The sequence below is a fragment of the Lentzea fradiae genome, assembly GCF_900100955.1.
Taxonomy (GTDB): Bacteria; Actinomycetota; Actinomycetes; order Mycobacteriales; family Pseudonocardiaceae; genus Lentzea; species Lentzea fradiae.
In genome coordinates this window covers 60873-76975 of the sequence record NZ_FNCC01000013.1, presented here as the reverse complement: position 1 = coordinate 76975, position 16103 = coordinate 60873, and the positions used below count along the sequence as shown (strand labels likewise).

Sequence of the window (16103 nt, the reverse complement as noted above, 5' to 3'; positions counted from 1 at the left end):
CGAACCCCCTCAAGTTCGGGCAGTGACAGGAGATCAGGAGAGCACGGACTGGCCGCCGAAGTCGTCGTCGTCATCGGACGGCGGACGGCGGCGCGGCGGCGGAGGCGGCGTCGGGCGGGAGGGCGGCACAGCGTCGTCCTCGACCCGGAAGTTGATCTCGTTGCGGTCGTACGGCGTGCGCGAGGGCTCCTCGGCGGGAGGTGCCGGGAAGTTCTTCTTGGCCTCGTTGAACAGGACGTTGGCGGTCTCGTCCTGCGTGCCGATCGTCTCGGCCATGGCTTCCTGCAGCAGCGCCGGGATGCGGGACTGCGCGCGCTGCAACAGCTTCATGATCTCGCCGCTGATCTCGGCCATGCGCTTGCCCGCGGCCGACTCGTGGATCACGAGGTTCTGCAGGATGCCGTTGGAGCCGACCGTCAGCTCGACCGAGCCGTCCGCCGACCGCTCGGAGAGCGTCATGCCCTGCACGCGCGTCGCCATCTCCTGGTAACGCGCTGCGCGTTCCTGGATGTTCTTGTTCCAGTTCGCGAGCATCTGCTCGGACCCGGCGATGTCCTCGGGCACCGGTTTTCCCTCCACGACGGCGGTGGACACAAAGGATGACGCAGCCGGACCACCGGTCGTTCCACCGCGACGGCAAATGGTCCGGACAGACCAGCGGCGTCCCACCGAAGGAACCAGTGGGACACCGCGGAGTCAAGCGAGCCTGGTGGGGTCAGTTCACGCCCAGCAGGTCGACGACGAAGATCAGCGTCTCGTTGGGCTTGATCACGCCGCCGGCGCCGCGCGCCCCGTAGCCCAGCTGCGGCGGGATGACCAGCTTGCGGCGGCCGCCCACCTTCATGCCCTGGACGCCCTGGTCCCAGCCCTGGATGACCCGGCCGGCGCCGAGCGGGAACTGGAACGCCTCGCCGCGGTCCCAGGAGGCGTCGAACTGCTCGCCGGTCGAGTGCGAGACACCGACGTAGTGCACGGACACGAGCTGACCCTGCGTGGCCTCCGGGCCGTCCCCGACGGTGATGTCCTCGATGAGCAGGTCTTTCGGCGCCGGGCCGTCGTGCGGGTCGACCTCAGGCTTGGTGGGGGCCATCACAGACATCCTCTCGGAACGGGGTTGTTCACCCCGATCCAATCACGCGCGCGCGACGAGGACCGAATGGACTACGCGGACCAGCCCTACCCGCCGGGCCCCGCCCGTGGCTTTCTTGACCGACACCACCGGCCCTGCGGCCGGGGGACACGACGGAAGAAGGAGATGATCATGGCGGCACCCCTGCACCGCCTCCGGTCATGGCTCGGTGCGGCACTGGCGGCGGCGACGCTGTCGATGGCGTGCGTGAGCGTGGCCGAAGCAGCTCCGGTCCCGACCGCCGACGGTGACTTCGGCACCCAGGTCGTCGGCGGCACGCGTGCGAGCACCGCCGAGTACCCGTGGGTCGTCTACCTGGCCACGAGCAGCGGCTCGCAGTACTGCGGCGGCACGCTGGTGGCCCCCGACAAGGTCGTCACGGCGGCGCACTGCACCGTGGGCGACTCGCCGTCCGTCGTCCGCGTGGTGGCGGGCCGGGACGACAAGAACTCCTCCGCGGGCACCGTCGCCCGAGTCACGAAGATCTGGATCCACCCGAGCTACCGCGACGTGACGCGCGGCTACGACGTGTCGGTGCTCACGCTCGACCGCAACCTGTCGCAGACCCCGTTGCCGTTCGCCACCTCGGCCGACAGCGCCCTGTACGCGGCGGGCACCAGCTCGACGATCCTCGGCTGGGGCAGGACGTCCTCCGGCGGTTCCGCCTCGCGGTACCTGCTGAAGGCGACCGTGCCGCTGACGAGCAGCTCCAGCTGTTCCAGCTCGTACGGCGGCAGCTTCAACGCCACGCACATGGTGTGCGCGGGCTACCCGCAGGGCGGCACCGACACCTGCCAGGGCGACTCCGGCGGCCCGCTGGTGGCCGGGGGCAAGCTGATCGGCATCACGTCGTGGGGCCAGGGCTGCGCGTCGGCCGGCTACCCCGGCGTCTACGCGCGCGTCTCCGCGTACGCGGCGCAGATCCAGGCGCAGCTGTAGGGCGAAAGCCGGGAAGGGCGGGCAACCTTTCCCGGCTCCGCTTCCGTCTTCCGGCCATGAAGGGCAAGAAGCTGTTGGCCGGTGCCGCCGCGCTGGCCGTCGCCGGAGTGTGCGTCAGCTCCGCGGTGAGGGACGAGTCCCTTGCGCCACCATCGGTCTCCGAAGCGGGACCGGTGCGTCTCGTCGCGTTCGACTCGTGCGACAACGCGGTGACCGAACTGCGGCGCGCGATGGCGCCGTACGTCACCGCGTACGGAGTCGGCAGCGGCAACGTCATGTTCGCCGAGAGCACCGCGTCGGACACGAGCGCGGGCGTCGCGCAGAAGAGCGTGCCCGACGCCAGGGCCGCCACTCCGCCCGAACAGCAACAGGACCACTCGACGACCAACGTCCACGAGAAGGGCGTCGACGAGCCGGATATCGTGAAGACGGACGGAAAACGCGTTTTCTCGATCGCGGACGGCAAGCTGCGCGTGATCGACGTGGCGAGCCGGTCGGTCACCGGCACCGTCGACCTCGGTGACCGCAGGGCGCACCAGCTGCTGGTCTCCGGTGACCGCGCGCTGGTGGTCGTCGACAACGCCGTGGCGATCGAGAAGCCCTCGCGTCCGCCCGGCAGGCCGTCGTTCGCGCCCTACTCCGGCACCGAGCTGGTTCTCGTGGACCTCAAGGGACTCAAGGAGATCGGCAGTCTCCGCACCGACGGCTCCTACCTCGACGCACGCCAGGTCGGCGGCACCGCCCGCGTCGTCGTCCGCTCGCAGCCGCGCATCCCGTGGGTCTACCCGGACCAGACGACGAACGAGGCGGGGTCGTTGCGCCGCAACAGGGAGATCCTGCAGAACGAGCCCATCACGTCGTGGCTGCCGCGTTATGAGCTGTCCGAGAACGGCACGCAGTCGAGCGGCACGCTGGTCGACTGCGCGAACGTCAGCCACCCCGTGGTGCACTCCGGGACGTCGATGCTGACCGTTCTCTCGTTTGATCTCTCCGGCAAGCTCGGCACCGGTCAGCCCGTCTCGATCGTGGCCGACGGGGACACCGTCTACGGCACCGGCCGCAGCCTCTACGTGGCCGACGACCACCGCCTGCTGCCGCGACTGCCTTCCGGGCCGCCGATCCGCCGCCCGGTCACGACCGCGATCCACCAGTTCGACATCAGCCGGGCGGGACCGCCGAAGCACGTCGCCTCCGGTGAGGTCGGTGGCACGCTGCTGAACCAGTACTCGTTGTCCGAGCACGAGGGAATCCTGCGCGTGGCGACGACCACGGGCAACGAGAACCGGTGCTGCTGGCGCATGCCCGCGGACGTCGAACGTGAGCCGGCGCCGTCGGAGAGCTTCGTGACGACGCTGCGCCGTGACGGCGCGACGCTCACCAAGGTCGGCGAGGTCGGCGGGCTGGGCAAGGGCGAGCGGATCTACAGCGTCCGCTTCATCGGACGGATGGGCTACGTCGTCACGTTCCGCCAGACCGACCCGCTCTACACGCTGGACCTCGCCGACCCGGCGCGGCCGGAGGTGCTGGGGGAGCTGAAGATCACCGGTTTCTCCGCCTACCTGCACCCGGCGGGCGACGGCAGGCTCATCGGCGTCGGCCAGGAGGCGACCGAGCAGGGCCGCACCACCGGGACGCAGGTGTCGCTGTTCGACGTGAGCGACCCCGCGGCACCGAAGCGGCTGGACCAGCGCCACCTGCGGAACACGACCTCGGAGGCCCAGTTCGACCCGCACGCGTTCCTGTACTGGCCCCAGGACGGCACGCTCGTCATCCCGGTGTCCGACTACCACGAGGTGTCGTCACTGGTGCTGCGGGTGGACGGCGACCGGCTGCGCGACGTCGGCACCATCGTGGAACCGGACGACGAGGACCGCGGCGGTCAGCGCCGGACCATCGTGATCGGCGACCAGCTGTGGTCGGTCTCGGCGGCCGGTGCGCAGGTCACGGCGCGCGACGGGCTGACCCGGCAGGCGTGGCTGCCGTTCACGCCGTAGCGCGGTCCCCGGTGAGCAGGCGGTGCGCGAGCACCGTGCCGCCTGCCATCGCCGCCGGGATGACGACGAGCGCGGCGAGCGGGATCAGGCACAGCAGGTAGGTGGGGACGGCGAAGCCGAGCACCATCGCCCTGCGGGTCGCGAGGATCTGCCTGCGCTCCTTGAACGACCGGCCGCGGCGGGTGAACGGGATGCCGGTCAGCTCGATGCCGAGCAGGTAGCCGTTGATGCAGACGCCGAGCACCGGCACGACGGTCTGCCCGACGACGGGGATGAAGCCGCAGAGGAACAGCGGGATCGCGAACAGCACGGAGACGCCGACCAGCAGGATCGTGCTGCGCAGGCCCACGACGAACCCGCGCCAGAAGCCGACCTGCTCCGTTCCCGGCACGCCGCCGAGCTCGTCCTCGACCTCCTCGGCGATGTACTCGTAGAACGGGCCGCCGATCATCAGCGTGATCGCGGTGAACAGCAGCACGCTCAGCCCGAGCGTCGCCGCGATCACCGAGATGCCGACGGCGACCTCGACGACGTTGCGCCAGGTGTCGCTCCACGAGTCCGCGAAGCCGGTGAGCCAGCCCGCGATCGTGTCGATGTTGCTGAACAGCAGCACCCAGCCGGTGATCATCAGCACGACGGTGATCACCGCGGGCAGCGCCCCGACGAGCACGCGCTTGGGCGAGCTGAACACCAGCCTGAAGCCGCGCAGCAGCAGTCCGACACCGGCACCGAAATCCTTGATCACGCGCGCAGGATAGTCGGTGCGGGCGTCCGGCGAGGTGTTTCGCGCGGGTCAGGCGGGCGGGGCCGCGATGCAGGCGGTCCCGGCGCGACGGAACCCGACGCGGGCGTAGACACGCGCTATGTCCTCGCTTCCCGCGGACAGGAACACGAGCTGTGCGCCGCGGTCGAGCGCGTCGCGTGCCAGCGCGGCGGTGACCGCTCCGCCCAGGCCACGCCGCCGGGCCGCGGGCAGCGTGCCGATCCCGGCGATCTCGACGACGTCACCGGCGCGTTGCGCGGTGCCCACCGCCAGCACGCCCTCACCGGGCAGGTCGGCCACCGCGTGCCGGTGCCGGGTGTTCTCCTGCGTGGCTCCGGCGAGCGCCGCGTCCCGGTCGGCGGCCCCGGCCTCGCCTCTGGCCGTGCCGGGGGAGGAGAAGGCGATGCCCGCCACCACCGGCACCTCGGGTGGCCGGGTGGCGAGCACGCGGACGTGCGGGTGCGGCTCCGGCAGCGCGTCCTCCTCGAGCACCATCAGCGGCGCCCGCAGCACCTCCAGACCGGCCTCGACGGCGATGTCGTGCAGGTCGGGCGTGGTCTCGTGCACCCACTCGAACGCCTCGGGCACGCCGAGCTCGCGCTGCCGCTCCCGCACCGCGGCGATGTCGGCGAGCGAGGGCCGCCCGCCGGGGAAGCGCGGCCGCGCGTACAACGGGTAGCCGTCGCCCTCCTGGACGAACAGCACCAGCTCGCCGTGTTCCTCAACGCGAGATCCCGGTCGGGCCACAGAGTCGTAAAAGCTCTCCAGAACGTCCCACACGGACGATCACGGTAGTTACCTTGGGCCGCATGAGGCTCGGCATTTTCCGCAGCGGTCCGTCATGAGGCTCCTGGCCGCACTCGTCGCACTGGTGGTGGTCCTGGCCGGCTGCGGCGGCTCCGAGGACCGGTTCGCCCGGCCGGGTGCCCCGAAGACCTCGCCCAGCGGCGAGTTCGTCGCGCACGCCGAGAGCGCGAGCGAGGTGCGGGTCACCGACCGCAACGGCGGTGACGTGTTCCGCAAGTCCTACGAGTACGCGACCAGCTCGCGCTCCGACGGCATCGGCGTGGTGTGGCTGCCGGAGCGGGACCAGCTGTGGGTCCTGGTCCCCGGCGACACGAGCGAGCGCGTCGAACCGGGGCCGGACGGGGTGTGGACGGCGGTCGAGGCCGAGCTACCCGGGGAGATCACGCGGCTCGGGTGAGGCGTCCCGCTCGCCCTGGGCGAGCCGGCGGCCGCGTTCCAGCTCCGCGTCGAACTCGGCGCCGAGCAGCACCGCGATGTTGGAGATCCACAGCCACACCAGGAAGACGATCACGCCACCGAGCGAGCCGTAGGTCTTGTTGTACGAGGCGAAGTTCGCCACGTAGATCGCGAACCCGACGGTGGCGAGCGCCCACAGCACGATGGCGAGCAGGCTGCCCGGCGTGACCCAGCGGAAGCCGGGCTGCCGCACGTTCGGCGCCGCCCAGTAGAGCACCGCGAACGCGAGGCTCACGAGCAGCAGGATGACCGGCCACTTGACGATGTCCCAGACCGTGACGACGGTGTCGCCGAGCCCGAGCAGCTCGCCGACCGCGTCGGCCACACCGCCGGTCAGCACGAGTGCGCCGAGCGTGAGCGACACGAGCACGACCGAGCCGAGCGTCAGCGCGAGCCGCAGCGGAAGGGTCTTCCAGAGCGGGCGGCCCTCCTCCACGTCGTACACCGCGTTGCACGCGCGCATGAACGCGCCGAGGTAGCCCGAGGCCGTCCACAGCGCCGTGAGCAGACCGACGATGCCGAGCAGGCTCGCCGCGTTCTGGCTCTTCTGCAGCTCTTCGATGGACGACTTCACGATGTCGCCCGCCTGGCCGGGGGCGACCTCGTCGACCCACTTGACCAGCTCCTGCGTCGTCGTCTCGCCGAGCACGGCGAGCACCGACGTCAGCACGATGATGCCGGGGAACAGGGAGAGCACCGCGTAGTAGGTGAGCGCGGCGGCCCAGTCGGTCAGGTTGTCGTCGCCGAACTCCTTGACCGTCCGTTTGAGAACGCCCCACCAAGCGCCCTTGGACAGCTTGGCGGGGCTCGCGACGCGGTTACCTGCGGGCACGGCGCCAGCCGAACGACCGTGTGCCGCTGCCGACGCCGGCGAGGTGCAGCGCGAGCAGCAACAGGCCGAGCACGACGAGCGTGTTCACCGTGATCACGTCACCGAGCCCGGTCTTGGCGAGGTCCAGGATCAGCGCTAACCCGAACGACACCGCGGCGATGATGGCCAGCATTGCGTCCGCCTCCTGCTCAGTTGCTCCGGATTCGTGGTGAGCGGCGGATACCCGTTCCGATGCCGGGGAACCGCGCCGTTCGGAGCAATGGACGTGTCATGATCGGTCCGTGGACCTCCATCGCTGGCACGCGGCCGCGGTTCCGTGGTGGGTGACCAAGGTGGGGCTCGTCGGAGGGTGGGTCGCCGCGTTCTACTTCGCGGTGGGCGGCAACGACGTGCCCTGCACGGCCGCGCATCCCTGCGCGCCGGACCCGCTGTTCGCCCTCGCCGTGGTGCCGTTGCTGGCGACGCCGTTGTTGCTGCTGTTCGGCCGCGTGCTCACGGGGTGCGCGACGGGCGTGGTGTTCGGTGCGCTCGACCTGGCCCTCGACGGCAGCGCGACCGCCAACCTCGCGTTCGGCCTGCACGCCGCCGCGTGCGCGGTGGTGGCGGCGTGGACGGTGAGGTCGCGTGCGGACCAGCACGAGGCGGCGGGCACGGCGCTCGTCATGCTGCCGGACATGCCGCCGCAGCGAGGCGCCCTGCGGGTCGTCGCCGTGCTGCTCGTGTTGTTCGGGTTCCTGACGTTCGTGCAGTACGACCTGTCCAGCGGCGAGATCGAGCAGCACGTCGCGAAGGCCAGCCGGGTCGAGGCCGAGGTCGTCGAGATCAAGAACACCTACGAGGTGTGGGTGGAGCTGCCGGACCGGCAGCGCGCGGGGTTCGAGCCGCTCGCCCCGGAGACCTATCAGGTCGGCGACTCCGTGCAGGTGCTCGCCGACGGCGAGTGGGTGCGGATGGAGAACGAGCCGGAGGACGTCACGTGGTGGCTCACCCTCGGTGGCGCCGCGGTGTTCCTCGCGGTGATGCTCGCCGTGCGGGAACGCCGCCGCCGCGCGTTGTGGAGCGGCCCGGTGAAGGCGGTCCGGGTGCGGGCCGTCCCGGTCGGACCGCGCCGCGTCCTGCTGCGGCACGGGGACGCGGACGTCGCCGTCGTCACCACGCTCGCCGACCTCGGCCTGGAGGAGCCGCTCTACCACGACACCGAGGAGTTCGGCCGGGTCTGGCGCGGCGAGGAGGACCCGCCGGTGCCGCTCGACCCGGTGGAGCTGCTCGTCGCGGGGGAGTGGCACCACGGCGGCCAGGTCGCGCTGGTGCGCGACGGGGACGTGGTCGCGACCAGCAGCCTCGGCAGGATCCGCCGGCACCACACCGTCCACGGTGCCCACCTGCCGGGCGAACCGGTCACCGCGGGGACACCGGTCGACCTGCCGCACGCGGTGTGGCCGGGTGACCGCCGCCGCACCGAGGGCGTCGTCCTGCTGCTCGGCGCGGTCGGCGCGCTGGTGGGGCTGCAGTACTACCCGGGCTTCGTCGTGCTCGGCCTGATCGGCGTGCAGTGCGTGCTGTCGGCCGTGACGCGGTTCCAGCCGATGATGCGCCTCGACCACCGGCACGTCGTGCTCTACACCGGTGTCTGGACGTACCGCGTGCCGTGGGCGCAGCTGCACGGCGTGCGCAGGGCGGGACCTCAGCTGATGCTCGCGTTCGGCCCGCACGGCGACGTGCTCACCACGCCGCAGCTGCCGGACCGGGAGGCGGGCGAGAAGGTGATGTGGGCCCGTGCCCGCTCGCTCCTCTCCGGCCGTTCCGGCGACCGCGTGACCCGCCGGCTCAACGTCGGCGTGTTCGCCGCGGCCGCCTACGCCGGGCTCGCGCTGTTCGTCTGAGGCTCAGCGCAGCCGGGACACGGCCTGCAGCAACCGGTCCACATCGGACTCGTCGGTGTACGGCGCGATCCCCGCCCGCACCGCGCCCTTGTCGCCGAGGCCGAGCCAGCGCGAGCACTCCAGCGCGTAGAAGTGCCCGGCGGGCGCGTTCACGCCCTCGGCGCCGAGCCGGCGGTACACCTCGGCGGGCTCCAGCCCGTCGACGGAGAACAGCACGGTCGGCGTCCGCGACGACGCCTTGCTGTAGATCCGCACGCCCAGCTCGCGCAGGCCGGTCTCGAGCTTCTCGCGCAGGCCCAGCTCGTGCTCCTCCAGCCCGTCGAGCCCGCGCATGAACTCCACCGCCGCGGTCGTCCCTGCCAGCAGCTCGTAGGGCAGGGTGCCGAGCTCGAACCGTTCCGGCACGGCGTTGGTCGACGGCAGCAGCTTGTCCGGCCGCAGCGTCTCCAGCAGCTCCGGCGCGGCGGCCAGCACCCCGAGGTGCGGTCCGAGGAACTTGTACGGCGAGCACACGAAGAAGTCCGCGTCCAGCGCCTCGACGTCGACCGGGACGTGCGGCGTGTAGTGCACGCCGTCGACGTAGACGAACGCCGCCATCTCGTGCGCCGCCCGCGCGATCTCGGCGATGTCCGGCCGGGTGCCCAGCAGGTTCGACGCGGCCGTGACGGCGACGACCCGCGTGCGGTCGGACAGCAGCTTCGTCACCGACTCGACGGGCAGCTCCCCGGTCGTGCGGTCGAACGGCGCCCAGCGCACGGTGACCCGTGCCGCCTCGGCCGCCTGCACCCACGGCCGGATGTTCGCGTCGTGGTCGATCCTGGTGACGATGATCTCGTCGCCCGGCCGCCAGTTCTTCGACAGCGTGCGGGCGAAGTCGTAGGTCAGCTGGGTCATGCTGCGGCCGAACACGACGCTGCCCGCGTTGAGGAACTCCGCCATCGTGCGGCGGGCCGTCCGCACGATCTCCTCGGCCCTGCGCTCCGCCGCCGTGACGGAGCCGCGGTTGGAGACCGCCGAGGTCAGCGCCTCCCTGACCGCGTCACCGACGACGTCGGGGACCTGCGCCCCACCGGGACCGTCGAAGTGCGCTGCGCCCTCGCGCAGGGCGGGGAAGTGGGCGCGAACAGCTGCGACGTCGTAAGCCATGCCCTCATCGTGCTTCAGCACCCACGAATCGGGAAAGGATCAGACGTAGGGTGACCACCTGTTCGGGGGCGTCGAACTCCGGGTCGACCAGCCGCCCGTACAGCCCGTCGACGAGACCCTGCGTCCAGCTCGCCGCGGTCGTCGCGCTCACCGACAGCGCGATCTGGCCGGCGTCGTGGGCCCGCTGGAACAGGACGGCCAGCTCGTCGCGCACGACCCGCTCGTTGCGGGCGGCCAGCTCCCACAGCTCCGGGTCGCGGCTCGCCTGCGCCACGATCTCCACCACGAGCCCGGCCAGTGCCCGGTCCAGCGCGGGTTCGCTGAGGCGGTCCACGACGAGCAGGACGCCGTCCCACGGGCTCAGCTCGCGCGCCTGCGCGAACATCGCCTCGTTGTCCGCGCTGTCCTGCTCGAAGATCTCCCGGAAGATCGCCCGCTTGGTGGGGAAGTAGTGGAAGAGGCTGCCGGTGCTGATGCCGGCGGCCTGGCAGATGTCGGCGACCGTCGTGCGGTCGAAGCCCTTGGTCGCGAACAGCCCCGCCGCGGTGTCGGTGATGTGGCGTTTCTTCTCCGCGTGCTTGACCGGATCTACCGTTCGCACCTGTAGTACTGCCTCTTCTTCTCGTCCCTGACCGCGACGCCGCGGTGCCGGATCTCCCGCGCCAATTCTGCCGCCTCCTCGGACTCGTGCTTCGCGACGGCTTTGCGGCGGGCGGCGAACAGGGCGTTCACCTCCGGTGCCAGCTCGGGCGCGTGCTCGACCCAGAGCCGGAACTCCGCCGCGAACGGGTCGGCGTCGCGCCACCGGTAGCCCTCGCCGGTGAAAGCGCGTTCGAGGTCCGCCCTGCTCAGGTCGGAGGTCTCGCGGGCCAGTTCGGCGCCGTCCCGGGAGAGCAGCACGAGCTGCTTGCCGTCGGTGAACGCCGACTCCACCTCGGCGCGCTCGAAGGCGAGGACCACGTCGTCGCGGTGCAGCACGACGCGCCCGGACGTGACCTCGACCGCCAGCATGTCCTTAGCCCAGAGCGCCGCGAACACGAGGCCCGCGACGGCGCCGAGCGCCACCGCCGCGATCGTCGCCCACGGCTCCGGGATGTCCGCGACCAGCTGGAACACGCCCTGGAACGGGAACCACCGCAGGTTCGCGACCCAGTCGGCCGCCAGTCCGAGCCCCCACACCGCGGCGGCGCCCACGGCCGGGCAGAGCGCCCAGATGCCGTGCCGGACCGCCGCCGCCTCTCGCACAGTCGTCATGCGATGAATAATAGACCGAGCGCTCGGTTTATCAGTTTCAGGACAGTAGGTGTCCGCGAACGGTCATACCGTCGCCGTCATGGACTGGAACAGGCAGTTGACGGACCAGCTCGAATGGCACTGGAAGGTGCAGCTGCGGCCGCGGCTCGACGGCCTGACCGATGACGAGTACCTCTGGGAACCCGTCCCGGGCGCGTGGACCCTGCGGTCCGGCGGGATCGACTGGGAGCACCCGCCACCCGAGCCCGCACCGGTCACGACGATCGCCTGGCGGATGGCGCACGTGATCGTGGGCGTGTTCGCGATGCGGTCGGCTTCGCACTTCGGCGGTCCACCGGCCGACTACGCGACCTGGCCCTACGCGCTGACCGCCGCCGAGGCGTTGCGGCAGCTCGACGACGCCTGCGAGACGTGGATGGCCGGTGCGCGCAAGGCCGACCTCTCGCTGCCGGTCGGGCCCGCGGAGGGGCCGTTCGCTGCGGAACCGATGGCGACTCTGGTGCTGCACATCAACCGCGAGGTGATCCACCACGGCGCCGAGATCTCGCTGCTCCGCGACCTCTACGCGCGCAAGAACCGAGGAATCCGCAGGTATTGACGTTGACCGACCTCAGGTCGTCCTGCCGACGTGACCCCGCGTTAACCGTTCGTTGACCGCACCCCTCGATCGTGTGCACAACGTCCACACGATCGGGGAGAGCACATGGCTCGGTGGAATCCTCTCGCGTTAGTCATCGGTTTGCTCGCGGCGGCCGGCCTGTACGGGTCGACCGCCGCCGTCGCAGCGGCACCGCTCACCGTCGCCCAGGCGATCAGCCAGCAGAACGGCTCGTCGGCGACGGTCCGCGGCTACGTCGTCGGCCAGCCCACGGCCACGACGACCGTCCTCCGTTCGAACTACCCGAACGACTACGCGTTGGCTCTCGCCGACTCGGCGTCGACGACCAGCACGTCGAGCATGGTCTACGTGCAGATCCCGTCCGCGTTCCGCGCGCAGTGGGGGATGAAGACGAACCCCTCGCTGCTCGGCAAGCAGATCGACGTGACGGGCAAGCTCGGCGCGTACTTCTCGCACGCGGGCCTGACCTCGTCCACGGCGTTCGCGTTCGCCGGTTCGACAACACCGCCGACCACGACAACAACAACGACCGCCACCACGACGACGGCACCCCCGAACTCGGCGTGCGAGAGCTACTACACGGCGGCGTGCGGCAAGAGCGGCGCGACGCTGAAGTCGGCGTTGAACGGGATCATCCGCAACCAGACCAAGCTGAGCTACGACCAGGTCTGGAACGCGCTGAAGGCCACCGACCAGGACCCGAACAACTCGAACAACGTGATCCTGCTCTACAGCGGCCGCTCACAGGCCAAGTCCACCAACGGCGGCGGCGCCGACGACTGGAACCGCGAGCACGTCTGGGCCAAGTCGCACGGTGACTTCGGCACGTCCACCGGTCCCGGCACCGACATCCACCACCTGCGGCCGACGGACGTCTCGGTGAACTCCGCGCGCGGCAACCTCGACTTCGACAACGGTGGTTCCCCGGTCGCCGAGGCGCCCGGCAACTACGCCGACGGCGACTCGTTCGAGCCGCGCGACGCCGTGAAGGGCGACGTCGCGCGGATGATCTTCTACATGGCCGTGCGCTACGAGGGCAACGACGGCTACGTGAACCTGGAGATCAACAACTCGGTGTCCAACGGCTCCGCCCCGTACATGGGCAAGCTGTCGGTGCTCAAGCAGTGGCACCAGCAGGACCCGCCGGACGCGTTCGAGAAGCGCCGCAACCAGGTGATCTTCGACAGCTACCAGCACAACCGCAACCCGTTCATCGACCACCCGGAGTGGGTCGCCGCTATCTGGCCGTGAGTCGTTCGAGGAAGGGGCGCTGCGCGGAGACGATCTTCGCGCTCGCCTCTTCCACGGAGAACCACCCCACGCGGTCGACCTCGGGGAAGGTCTTGCGCTGCCCCGACTTCGGCGGCCACTCCAGCTCGAACGTGCCGGGCACGACCGCCTCGGGGTCGAGGTCGCCCTCCAGCGCCCACACCGTGATGACCTTGCCGGACCCCTTGGCCTCGCCGAGCGGGACCAGCTCGCCCTCGGGCACGGGCAGCCCGAGCTCCTCCTCGAACTCGCGCCGCGCGGCGGCCTCCGGCGTCTCGTCCTCGGTGTACTCGCCCTTCGGCACCGACCACGCCCCGGCGTCCTTGCGGGCCCAGAACGGGCCGCCCATGTGCCCGAGGAGCACCTCCAGCTGCTCGCGTCGTCTGAAGAGCAGGATTCCGGCCGACCGTTTCATACTGTCCAGCATGGCGGACCACGTCCTGCACGTGGACCTCGACCAGTTCATCGCGGCGGTCGAGGTCCTGCGGGACCCGTCGTTGCGCGGCAGGCCCGTGGTGGTGGGCGGCAACGGTGATCCGACCGAACGCGCGGTCGTCGCCACCGCGTCGTACGAGGCGCGCGAGTTCGGCGTCCGCTCCGGGATGCCGTTGCGGACCGCGTTCAAGAAGCTCCCCGACGCCGTCTTCCTGCCCGCCGACCACACCCTGTACGAGTCGGCGTCGGCGGACGTGATGGCCGTGCTGCGGTCGTTCCCCGTGGTCGTGGAGGTGCTGGGCTGGGACGAGGCGTTCGTCGGCGCCTCCGTCGACGACCCGGTCGCGCTAGCCCGGTCGCTGCAGGAAGCGGTGCTGCGGCGGACCGGCCTGCACTGCTCGGTCGGCATCGGAGACAACAAGCTGCGCGCCAAGATCGCCACCGAGTTCGGCAAGCCCGCCGGTGTGTTCACCCTGACGAGGGACAACTGGGTGGAGGTGATGGGTCACCGGCCGACGTCCGCGCTGTGGGGCGTCGGCGCGAAGACCGAGCGCAAGCTGGCCGAGATGGGCCTCGTGACCGTGACGGACCTGGCCACCGCGCCGGTGGGCGACCTGGCCGCGCGCTTCGGCCCGCGGATGGGTCCGTACTTCCACGACCTCGGCCGGGGCGCGGGCGACACGACCGTGAGCGCGACGCCGTGGGTGGTGAAGTCCCGCTCGCACGAGAAGACGTTCCAGCAGGACCTGGTGTCCCTGGACGACATCCGGCGCGAGGTCGTGGCACTGGCCCACCAGGTGGCGGCGGACGTGGAAGCCGAGGGCCGCCCGGTCGTGCGGGTGGGGGTGAAGGTGCGGTTCGTCCCGTTCTTCACGAAGGTGCGCCTGATGAAGCTGCCGGAGCCGACGTCGTCCGCGTCGGACCTGGCCGACGCCGCCCTGGTGGTGCTCGACCGGTTCGACCACGGTCGCGCTGTGCGGCTTCTCGGAGTCCGCGCGGAATTCTCCTCCGAAAATGTCGAACCGAACTCTTCTCCTTCGACGTATCAGTAAGTAGACGTTCCACCGCTAGGAGAAGAAGATGAACGCCTCGCTCACTCATCGCGACCGAGCGGTTCTCAAAGCCGTCGCCGACGGCCGTTGTGAGATCGCCGGACACTCCCTGCTCGTCGACGGCCTGTGCTGCGCCGACCAGTTCGTCGGCCTGCGCCTGACCACTGCGGGCCTGATCAGCGCCCGGCCCGGACGCGCAGCCCTGACCAGCGCCGGACAGGCCCTGCTCGCCGCCTGATCAGTTCTTGCCGCCGGTTTCCGATCTGGCTCGGCGACGGTCTTTTCGCTGCATTTCCCGGTCAACCGGTGTAATGCCGGGTCAGTTCCGCCTCGCGTTCGGCGGACCACGGGCGTTCGACGCCCTGGATGGCCGCGAAGAACAGTTCCAGGTGCACGTGCCAGGCCGCGAGAGCCTCGGGCCCGTGCGCGTTCTCCTGGGTCAGCGTGACCGTGGTGCCCTGCAACGGCACGTGCTCGAACTCCCAGCGCACCACGCCCTGCGGTTCGCCGTCTCGCAGCCACTCGTACTCCAGCAGCCGGGGCGCCTCCGCCTTCGTGACCCGGCCGGGCGTCAGGCCGGGGTGCGCGGCACGGGCCGGCACGGTGTCCGCGCCGCCGTCGGTGAGGAGCCGCCAGACGTCGTCCAGCGGGGCCCAGACCAGGTCGCGGACGAACCGCACGCCCTCCGGTTCGTCGGTGCCCAGGTCGAGACCGAACTCCCGGACGTAGTGCTCGATCAGCGGCAGGTGGTCCGTCACCGGCTCGAACGGCCTGCCATCGGCGTGGGCCTCCAGCGCGTCGAGGCAGCCGATCCAGCCGGGAGTGTCGCGGCCGACGCTGAGCCGCGACGTCACGGCCACGGTGAGGACCAGCAGGCAGCCGTCCTCGCGGGGCAGGAGCTCGAACCGCAGCACGTCCTGCTCCCAGCGGAACGCGAACACCTTCGGCGGGTCGGACTCGATCAGCTCGCCCTCGCCGCCGTCGGCGTCGACGGGCGCCGCCTCCGGGAACGTGAAGCGCATCTTCCGGCCGTCCAGCTCGACCTCGGCCGGGAACCAGTGCCGCATCTCGGAGGGGTCGGTGACGACCCGCCAGACCTTCTCGGGCGAGTGCCGCAGCTCGCGCTCGAAGCGCAACACCGGCCTGCCCTTGATCATCCGCAGTTCGACGTCCACGGTCAGTCCCCTTCGATCTCGTCGAGTCGTCGTTCCAGCGCGTCCAGGCTCTTCTCCCACATCCGCCGGTACGGCGCGAGCCAGGCGTCGACCTCCGCGAGCGGTCCGGGGGAGACCCGGTACCAGCGCCGCTGCGCCTCGGTGCGCACCTCGACCAGACCGGCCTCGCGCAACACCTTCAGGTGCTTCGAGACGGTCGGCTGGGCGAGCGTCAGCCGCTCGACCAGGTAGCCGACCGGCCGTTCGCGCTCGCGCAACAGGTCGAGGATCTCCCGGCGGCTCGGGTCCGCCAGCGCGGCAAAAGTAGATGCCATGTCGGCAATATAGCCAGAGGGCAATATACGTGTCCA

General features: G+C 70.8%; 20 protein-coding genes and 1 pseudogene. 9 read left to right on the top strand and 12 right to left on the bottom strand.

Annotated elements, in window-relative coordinates; translation table 11 throughout:
• Positions 1-33: 33 nt before the first annotated feature.
• Together BLT23_RS28800 and BLT23_RS28795 are read right to left on the bottom strand one after the other, a co-directional pair.
• A complete protein-coding gene (locus BLT23_RS28800) occupies positions 34-564 on the bottom strand; it encodes a YbaB/EbfC family nucleoid-associated protein (RefSeq protein ID WP_090054823.1) in 531 nt (176 codons plus the stop codon).
• 151 nt (positions 565-715) lie between these two features.
• Positions 716-1090, bottom strand: a complete 375-nt coding sequence (locus BLT23_RS28795; protein WP_090054466.1) for an FKBP-type peptidyl-prolyl cis-trans isomerase — start codon at positions 1088-1090, stop codon at positions 716-718.
• A gap of 171 nt (positions 1091-1261) precedes the next feature.
• Here BLT23_RS28795 and BLT23_RS28790 point away from each other — a divergent pair, with 171 nt between their 5' ends.
• Complete coding sequence (locus BLT23_RS28790; RefSeq protein WP_090054822.1) at positions 1262-2068, top strand: S1 family peptidase; 807 nt, start codon at positions 1262-1264, stop codon at positions 2066-2068.
• A 56-nt stretch (positions 2069-2124) separates the two neighbouring features.
• On the top strand, positions 2125-4062 hold the full coding sequence (locus BLT23_RS28785) for a beta-propeller domain-containing protein (RefSeq protein WP_090054464.1): 1938 nt from the start codon (positions 2125-2127) through the stop codon (positions 4060-4062).
• Here BLT23_RS28785 and BLT23_RS28780 read toward each other — a convergent pair.
• Positions 4052-4807: an EI24 domain-containing protein gene (locus BLT23_RS28780; protein WP_090054462.1), complete on the bottom strand. Its 756-nt coding sequence runs from the start codon at positions 4805-4807 to the stop codon at positions 4052-4054. The two genes, BLT23_RS28785 and BLT23_RS28780, sit on opposite strands and share 11 nt — an antisense overlap.
• Before the next feature lie 48 nt (positions 4808-4855).
• A complete protein-coding gene (locus BLT23_RS28775) occupies positions 4856-5530 on the bottom strand; it encodes a GNAT family N-acetyltransferase (RefSeq protein ID WP_218133929.1) in 675 nt (224 codons plus the stop codon).
• 136 nt (positions 5531-5666) lie between these two features.
• Here BLT23_RS28775 and BLT23_RS28770 point away from each other — a divergent pair, with 136 nt between their 5' ends.
• On the top strand, positions 5667-6029 hold the full coding sequence (locus BLT23_RS28770) for a hypothetical protein (RefSeq protein WP_090054458.1): 363 nt from the start codon (positions 5667-5669) through the stop codon (positions 6027-6029).
• On the opposite strand, the gene BLT23_RS28765 is transcribed toward BLT23_RS28770, so the two are convergent.
• Complete coding sequence (locus BLT23_RS28765) at positions 6000-6920, bottom strand: YihY/virulence factor BrkB family protein (RefSeq protein WP_090054456.1); 921 nt, start codon at positions 6918-6920, stop codon at positions 6000-6002. The two genes, BLT23_RS28770 and BLT23_RS28765, sit on opposite strands and share 30 nt — an antisense overlap.
• The gene (locus BLT23_RS28760; protein ID WP_090054454.1) at positions 6907-7092 is read right to left on the bottom strand and encodes a hypothetical protein; all 186 of its coding nucleotides are present in this window, start codon (positions 7090-7092) and stop codon (positions 6907-6909) included. The genes BLT23_RS28765 and BLT23_RS28760 overlap by 14 nt, the downstream gene beginning before the upstream one ends.
• A 109-nt stretch (positions 7093-7201) precedes the next feature.
• Here BLT23_RS28760 and BLT23_RS28755 point away from each other — a divergent pair, with 109 nt between their 5' ends.
• Positions 7202-8803 carry a hypothetical protein gene (locus BLT23_RS28755; protein WP_090054452.1) on the top strand — a complete coding sequence of 534 codons (1602 nt, stop codon included), beginning with the start codon at positions 7202-7204 and terminating at the stop codon, positions 8801-8803.
• A gap of 3 nt (positions 8804-8806) precedes the next feature.
• Here BLT23_RS28755 and BLT23_RS28750 read toward each other — a convergent pair whose 3' ends face one another.
• From BLT23_RS28750 to BLT23_RS28740, 3 genes are read right to left on the bottom strand one after another with little or no spacing between them, the layout of a single operon-like run.
• A complete protein-coding gene (locus BLT23_RS28750; protein ID WP_090054450.1) occupies positions 8807-9949 on the bottom strand; it encodes a cysteine desulfurase-like protein in 1143 nt (380 codons plus the stop codon).
• Positions 9950-9953: 4 nt separating this feature from the next.
• Positions 9954-10550 carry a TetR/AcrR family transcriptional regulator gene (locus tag BLT23_RS28745; protein ID WP_090054448.1) on the bottom strand — a complete coding sequence of 199 codons (597 nt, stop codon included), beginning with the start codon at positions 10548-10550 and terminating at the stop codon, positions 9954-9956.
• Entirely contained in the window at positions 10538-11203 is a 666-nt protein-coding gene (locus BLT23_RS28740; RefSeq protein WP_143036079.1) for a YqeB family protein, read from the bottom strand. Before BLT23_RS28740 ends, BLT23_RS28745 begins: the two co-directional genes overlap by 13 nt.
• 79 nt (positions 11204-11282) lie before the next feature.
• On the opposite strand from BLT23_RS28740, the gene BLT23_RS28735 reads away from it, so the two are divergent.
• The 3 genes and pseudogenes from BLT23_RS28735 to BLT23_RS28730 all read left to right on the top strand — a co-directional run bounded on the left by BLT23_RS28735 (position 11283) and on the right by BLT23_RS28730 (position 13073).
• The gene (locus BLT23_RS28735; protein WP_090054821.1) at positions 11283-11801 is read left to right on the top strand and encodes a DinB family protein; all 519 of its coding nucleotides are present in this window, start codon (positions 11283-11285) and stop codon (positions 11799-11801) included.
• A gap of 105 nt (positions 11802-11906) precedes the next feature.
• Positions 11907-12299 (top strand): annotated as a pseudogene (locus tag BLT23_RS42325) (DUF6359 domain-containing protein); the annotation flags it as partial.
• Positions 12285-13073 (top strand): endonuclease I family protein, encoded by a 789-nt coding sequence (locus BLT23_RS28730; protein WP_425434423.1) that lies wholly within the window; start codon positions 12285-12287, stop codon positions 13071-13073. The pseudogene BLT23_RS42325 and the gene BLT23_RS28730, both read left to right, overlap by 15 nt.
• Here BLT23_RS28730 and BLT23_RS28725 read toward each other — a convergent pair.
• Complete coding sequence (locus tag BLT23_RS28725) at positions 13060-13506, bottom strand: NUDIX hydrolase (protein ID WP_245744284.1); 447 nt, start codon at positions 13504-13506, stop codon at positions 13060-13062. The two genes, BLT23_RS28730 and BLT23_RS28725, sit on opposite strands and share 14 nt — an antisense overlap.
• Positions 13507-13516: 10 nt before the next feature.
• On the opposite strand from BLT23_RS28725, the gene BLT23_RS28720 reads away from it, so the two are divergent.
• Together BLT23_RS28720 and BLT23_RS28715 are read left to right on the top strand one after the other, a co-directional pair.
• Positions 13517-14578 carry a DNA polymerase IV gene (locus BLT23_RS28720; RefSeq protein ID WP_090054439.1) on the top strand — a complete coding sequence of 354 codons (1062 nt, stop codon included), beginning with the start codon at positions 13517-13519 and terminating at the stop codon, positions 14576-14578.
• A gap of 28 nt (positions 14579-14606) precedes the next feature.
• Entirely contained in the window at positions 14607-14816 is a 210-nt protein-coding gene (locus BLT23_RS28715) for a hypothetical protein (protein ID WP_090054437.1), read from the top strand.
• 61 nt (positions 14817-14877) lie between these two features.
• Here BLT23_RS28715 and BLT23_RS28710 read toward each other — a convergent pair whose 3' ends face one another.
• Positions 14878-15753, bottom strand: coding sequence for an SRPBCC domain-containing protein (locus BLT23_RS28710; RefSeq protein ID WP_245744283.1), 876 nt, complete (start codon positions 15751-15753; stop codon positions 14878-14880).
• A gap of 2 nt (positions 15754-15755) precedes the next feature.
• A complete protein-coding gene (locus BLT23_RS28705) occupies positions 15756-16067 on the bottom strand; it encodes an ArsR/SmtB family transcription factor (RefSeq protein WP_090054435.1) in 312 nt (103 codons plus the stop codon).
• Positions 16068-16103 lie beyond the last annotated feature (36 nt).

What these genes read in the sequence shown, in the direction of transcription:
- BLT23_RS28725 (WP_245744284.1), bottom strand. Translation starts at nt 13,506, where the DNA reads ATGAAACGGTCGGCCGGAATCCTGCTCTTCAGACGACGCGAGCAGCTG.
- BLT23_RS28740 (WP_143036079.1), bottom strand. Translation starts at nt 11,203, where the DNA reads ATGACGACTGTGCGAGAGGCGGCGGCGGTCCGGCACGGCATCTGGGCG.
- BLT23_RS28770 (WP_090054458.1), top strand. Translation starts at nt 5,667, where the DNA reads ATGAGGCTCCTGGCCGCACTCGTCGCACTGGTGGTGGTCCTGGCCGGC.
- BLT23_RS28735 (WP_090054821.1), top strand. Translation starts at nt 11,283, where the DNA reads ATGGACTGGAACAGGCAGTTGACGGACCAGCTCGAATGGCACTGGAAG.
- BLT23_RS28720 (WP_090054439.1), top strand. Translation starts at nt 13,517, where the DNA reads ATGGCGGACCACGTCCTGCACGTGGACCTCGACCAGTTCATCGCGGCG.
- BLT23_RS28750 (WP_090054450.1), bottom strand. Translation starts at nt 9,949, where the DNA reads ATGGCTTACGACGTCGCAGCTGTTCGCGCCCACTTCCCCGCCCTGCGC.
- BLT23_RS28795 (WP_090054466.1), bottom strand. Translation starts at nt 1,090, where the DNA reads ATGGCCCCCACCAAGCCTGAGGTCGACCCGCACGACGGCCCGGCGCCG.
- BLT23_RS28790 (WP_090054822.1), top strand. Translation starts at nt 1,262, where the DNA reads ATGGCGGCACCCCTGCACCGCCTCCGGTCATGGCTCGGTGCGGCACTG.
- BLT23_RS28785 (WP_090054464.1), top strand. Translation starts at nt 2,125, where the DNA reads ATGAAGGGCAAGAAGCTGTTGGCCGGTGCCGCCGCGCTGGCCGTCGCC.
- BLT23_RS28715 (WP_090054437.1), top strand. Translation starts at nt 14,607, where the DNA reads ATGAACGCCTCGCTCACTCATCGCGACCGAGCGGTTCTCAAAGCCGTC.
- BLT23_RS28705 (WP_090054435.1), bottom strand. Translation starts at nt 16,067, where the DNA reads ATGGCATCTACTTTTGCCGCGCTGGCGGACCCGAGCCGCCGGGAGATC.
- BLT23_RS28760 (WP_090054454.1), bottom strand. Translation starts at nt 7,092, where the DNA reads ATGCTGGCCATCATCGCCGCGGTGTCGTTCGGGTTAGCGCTGATCCTG.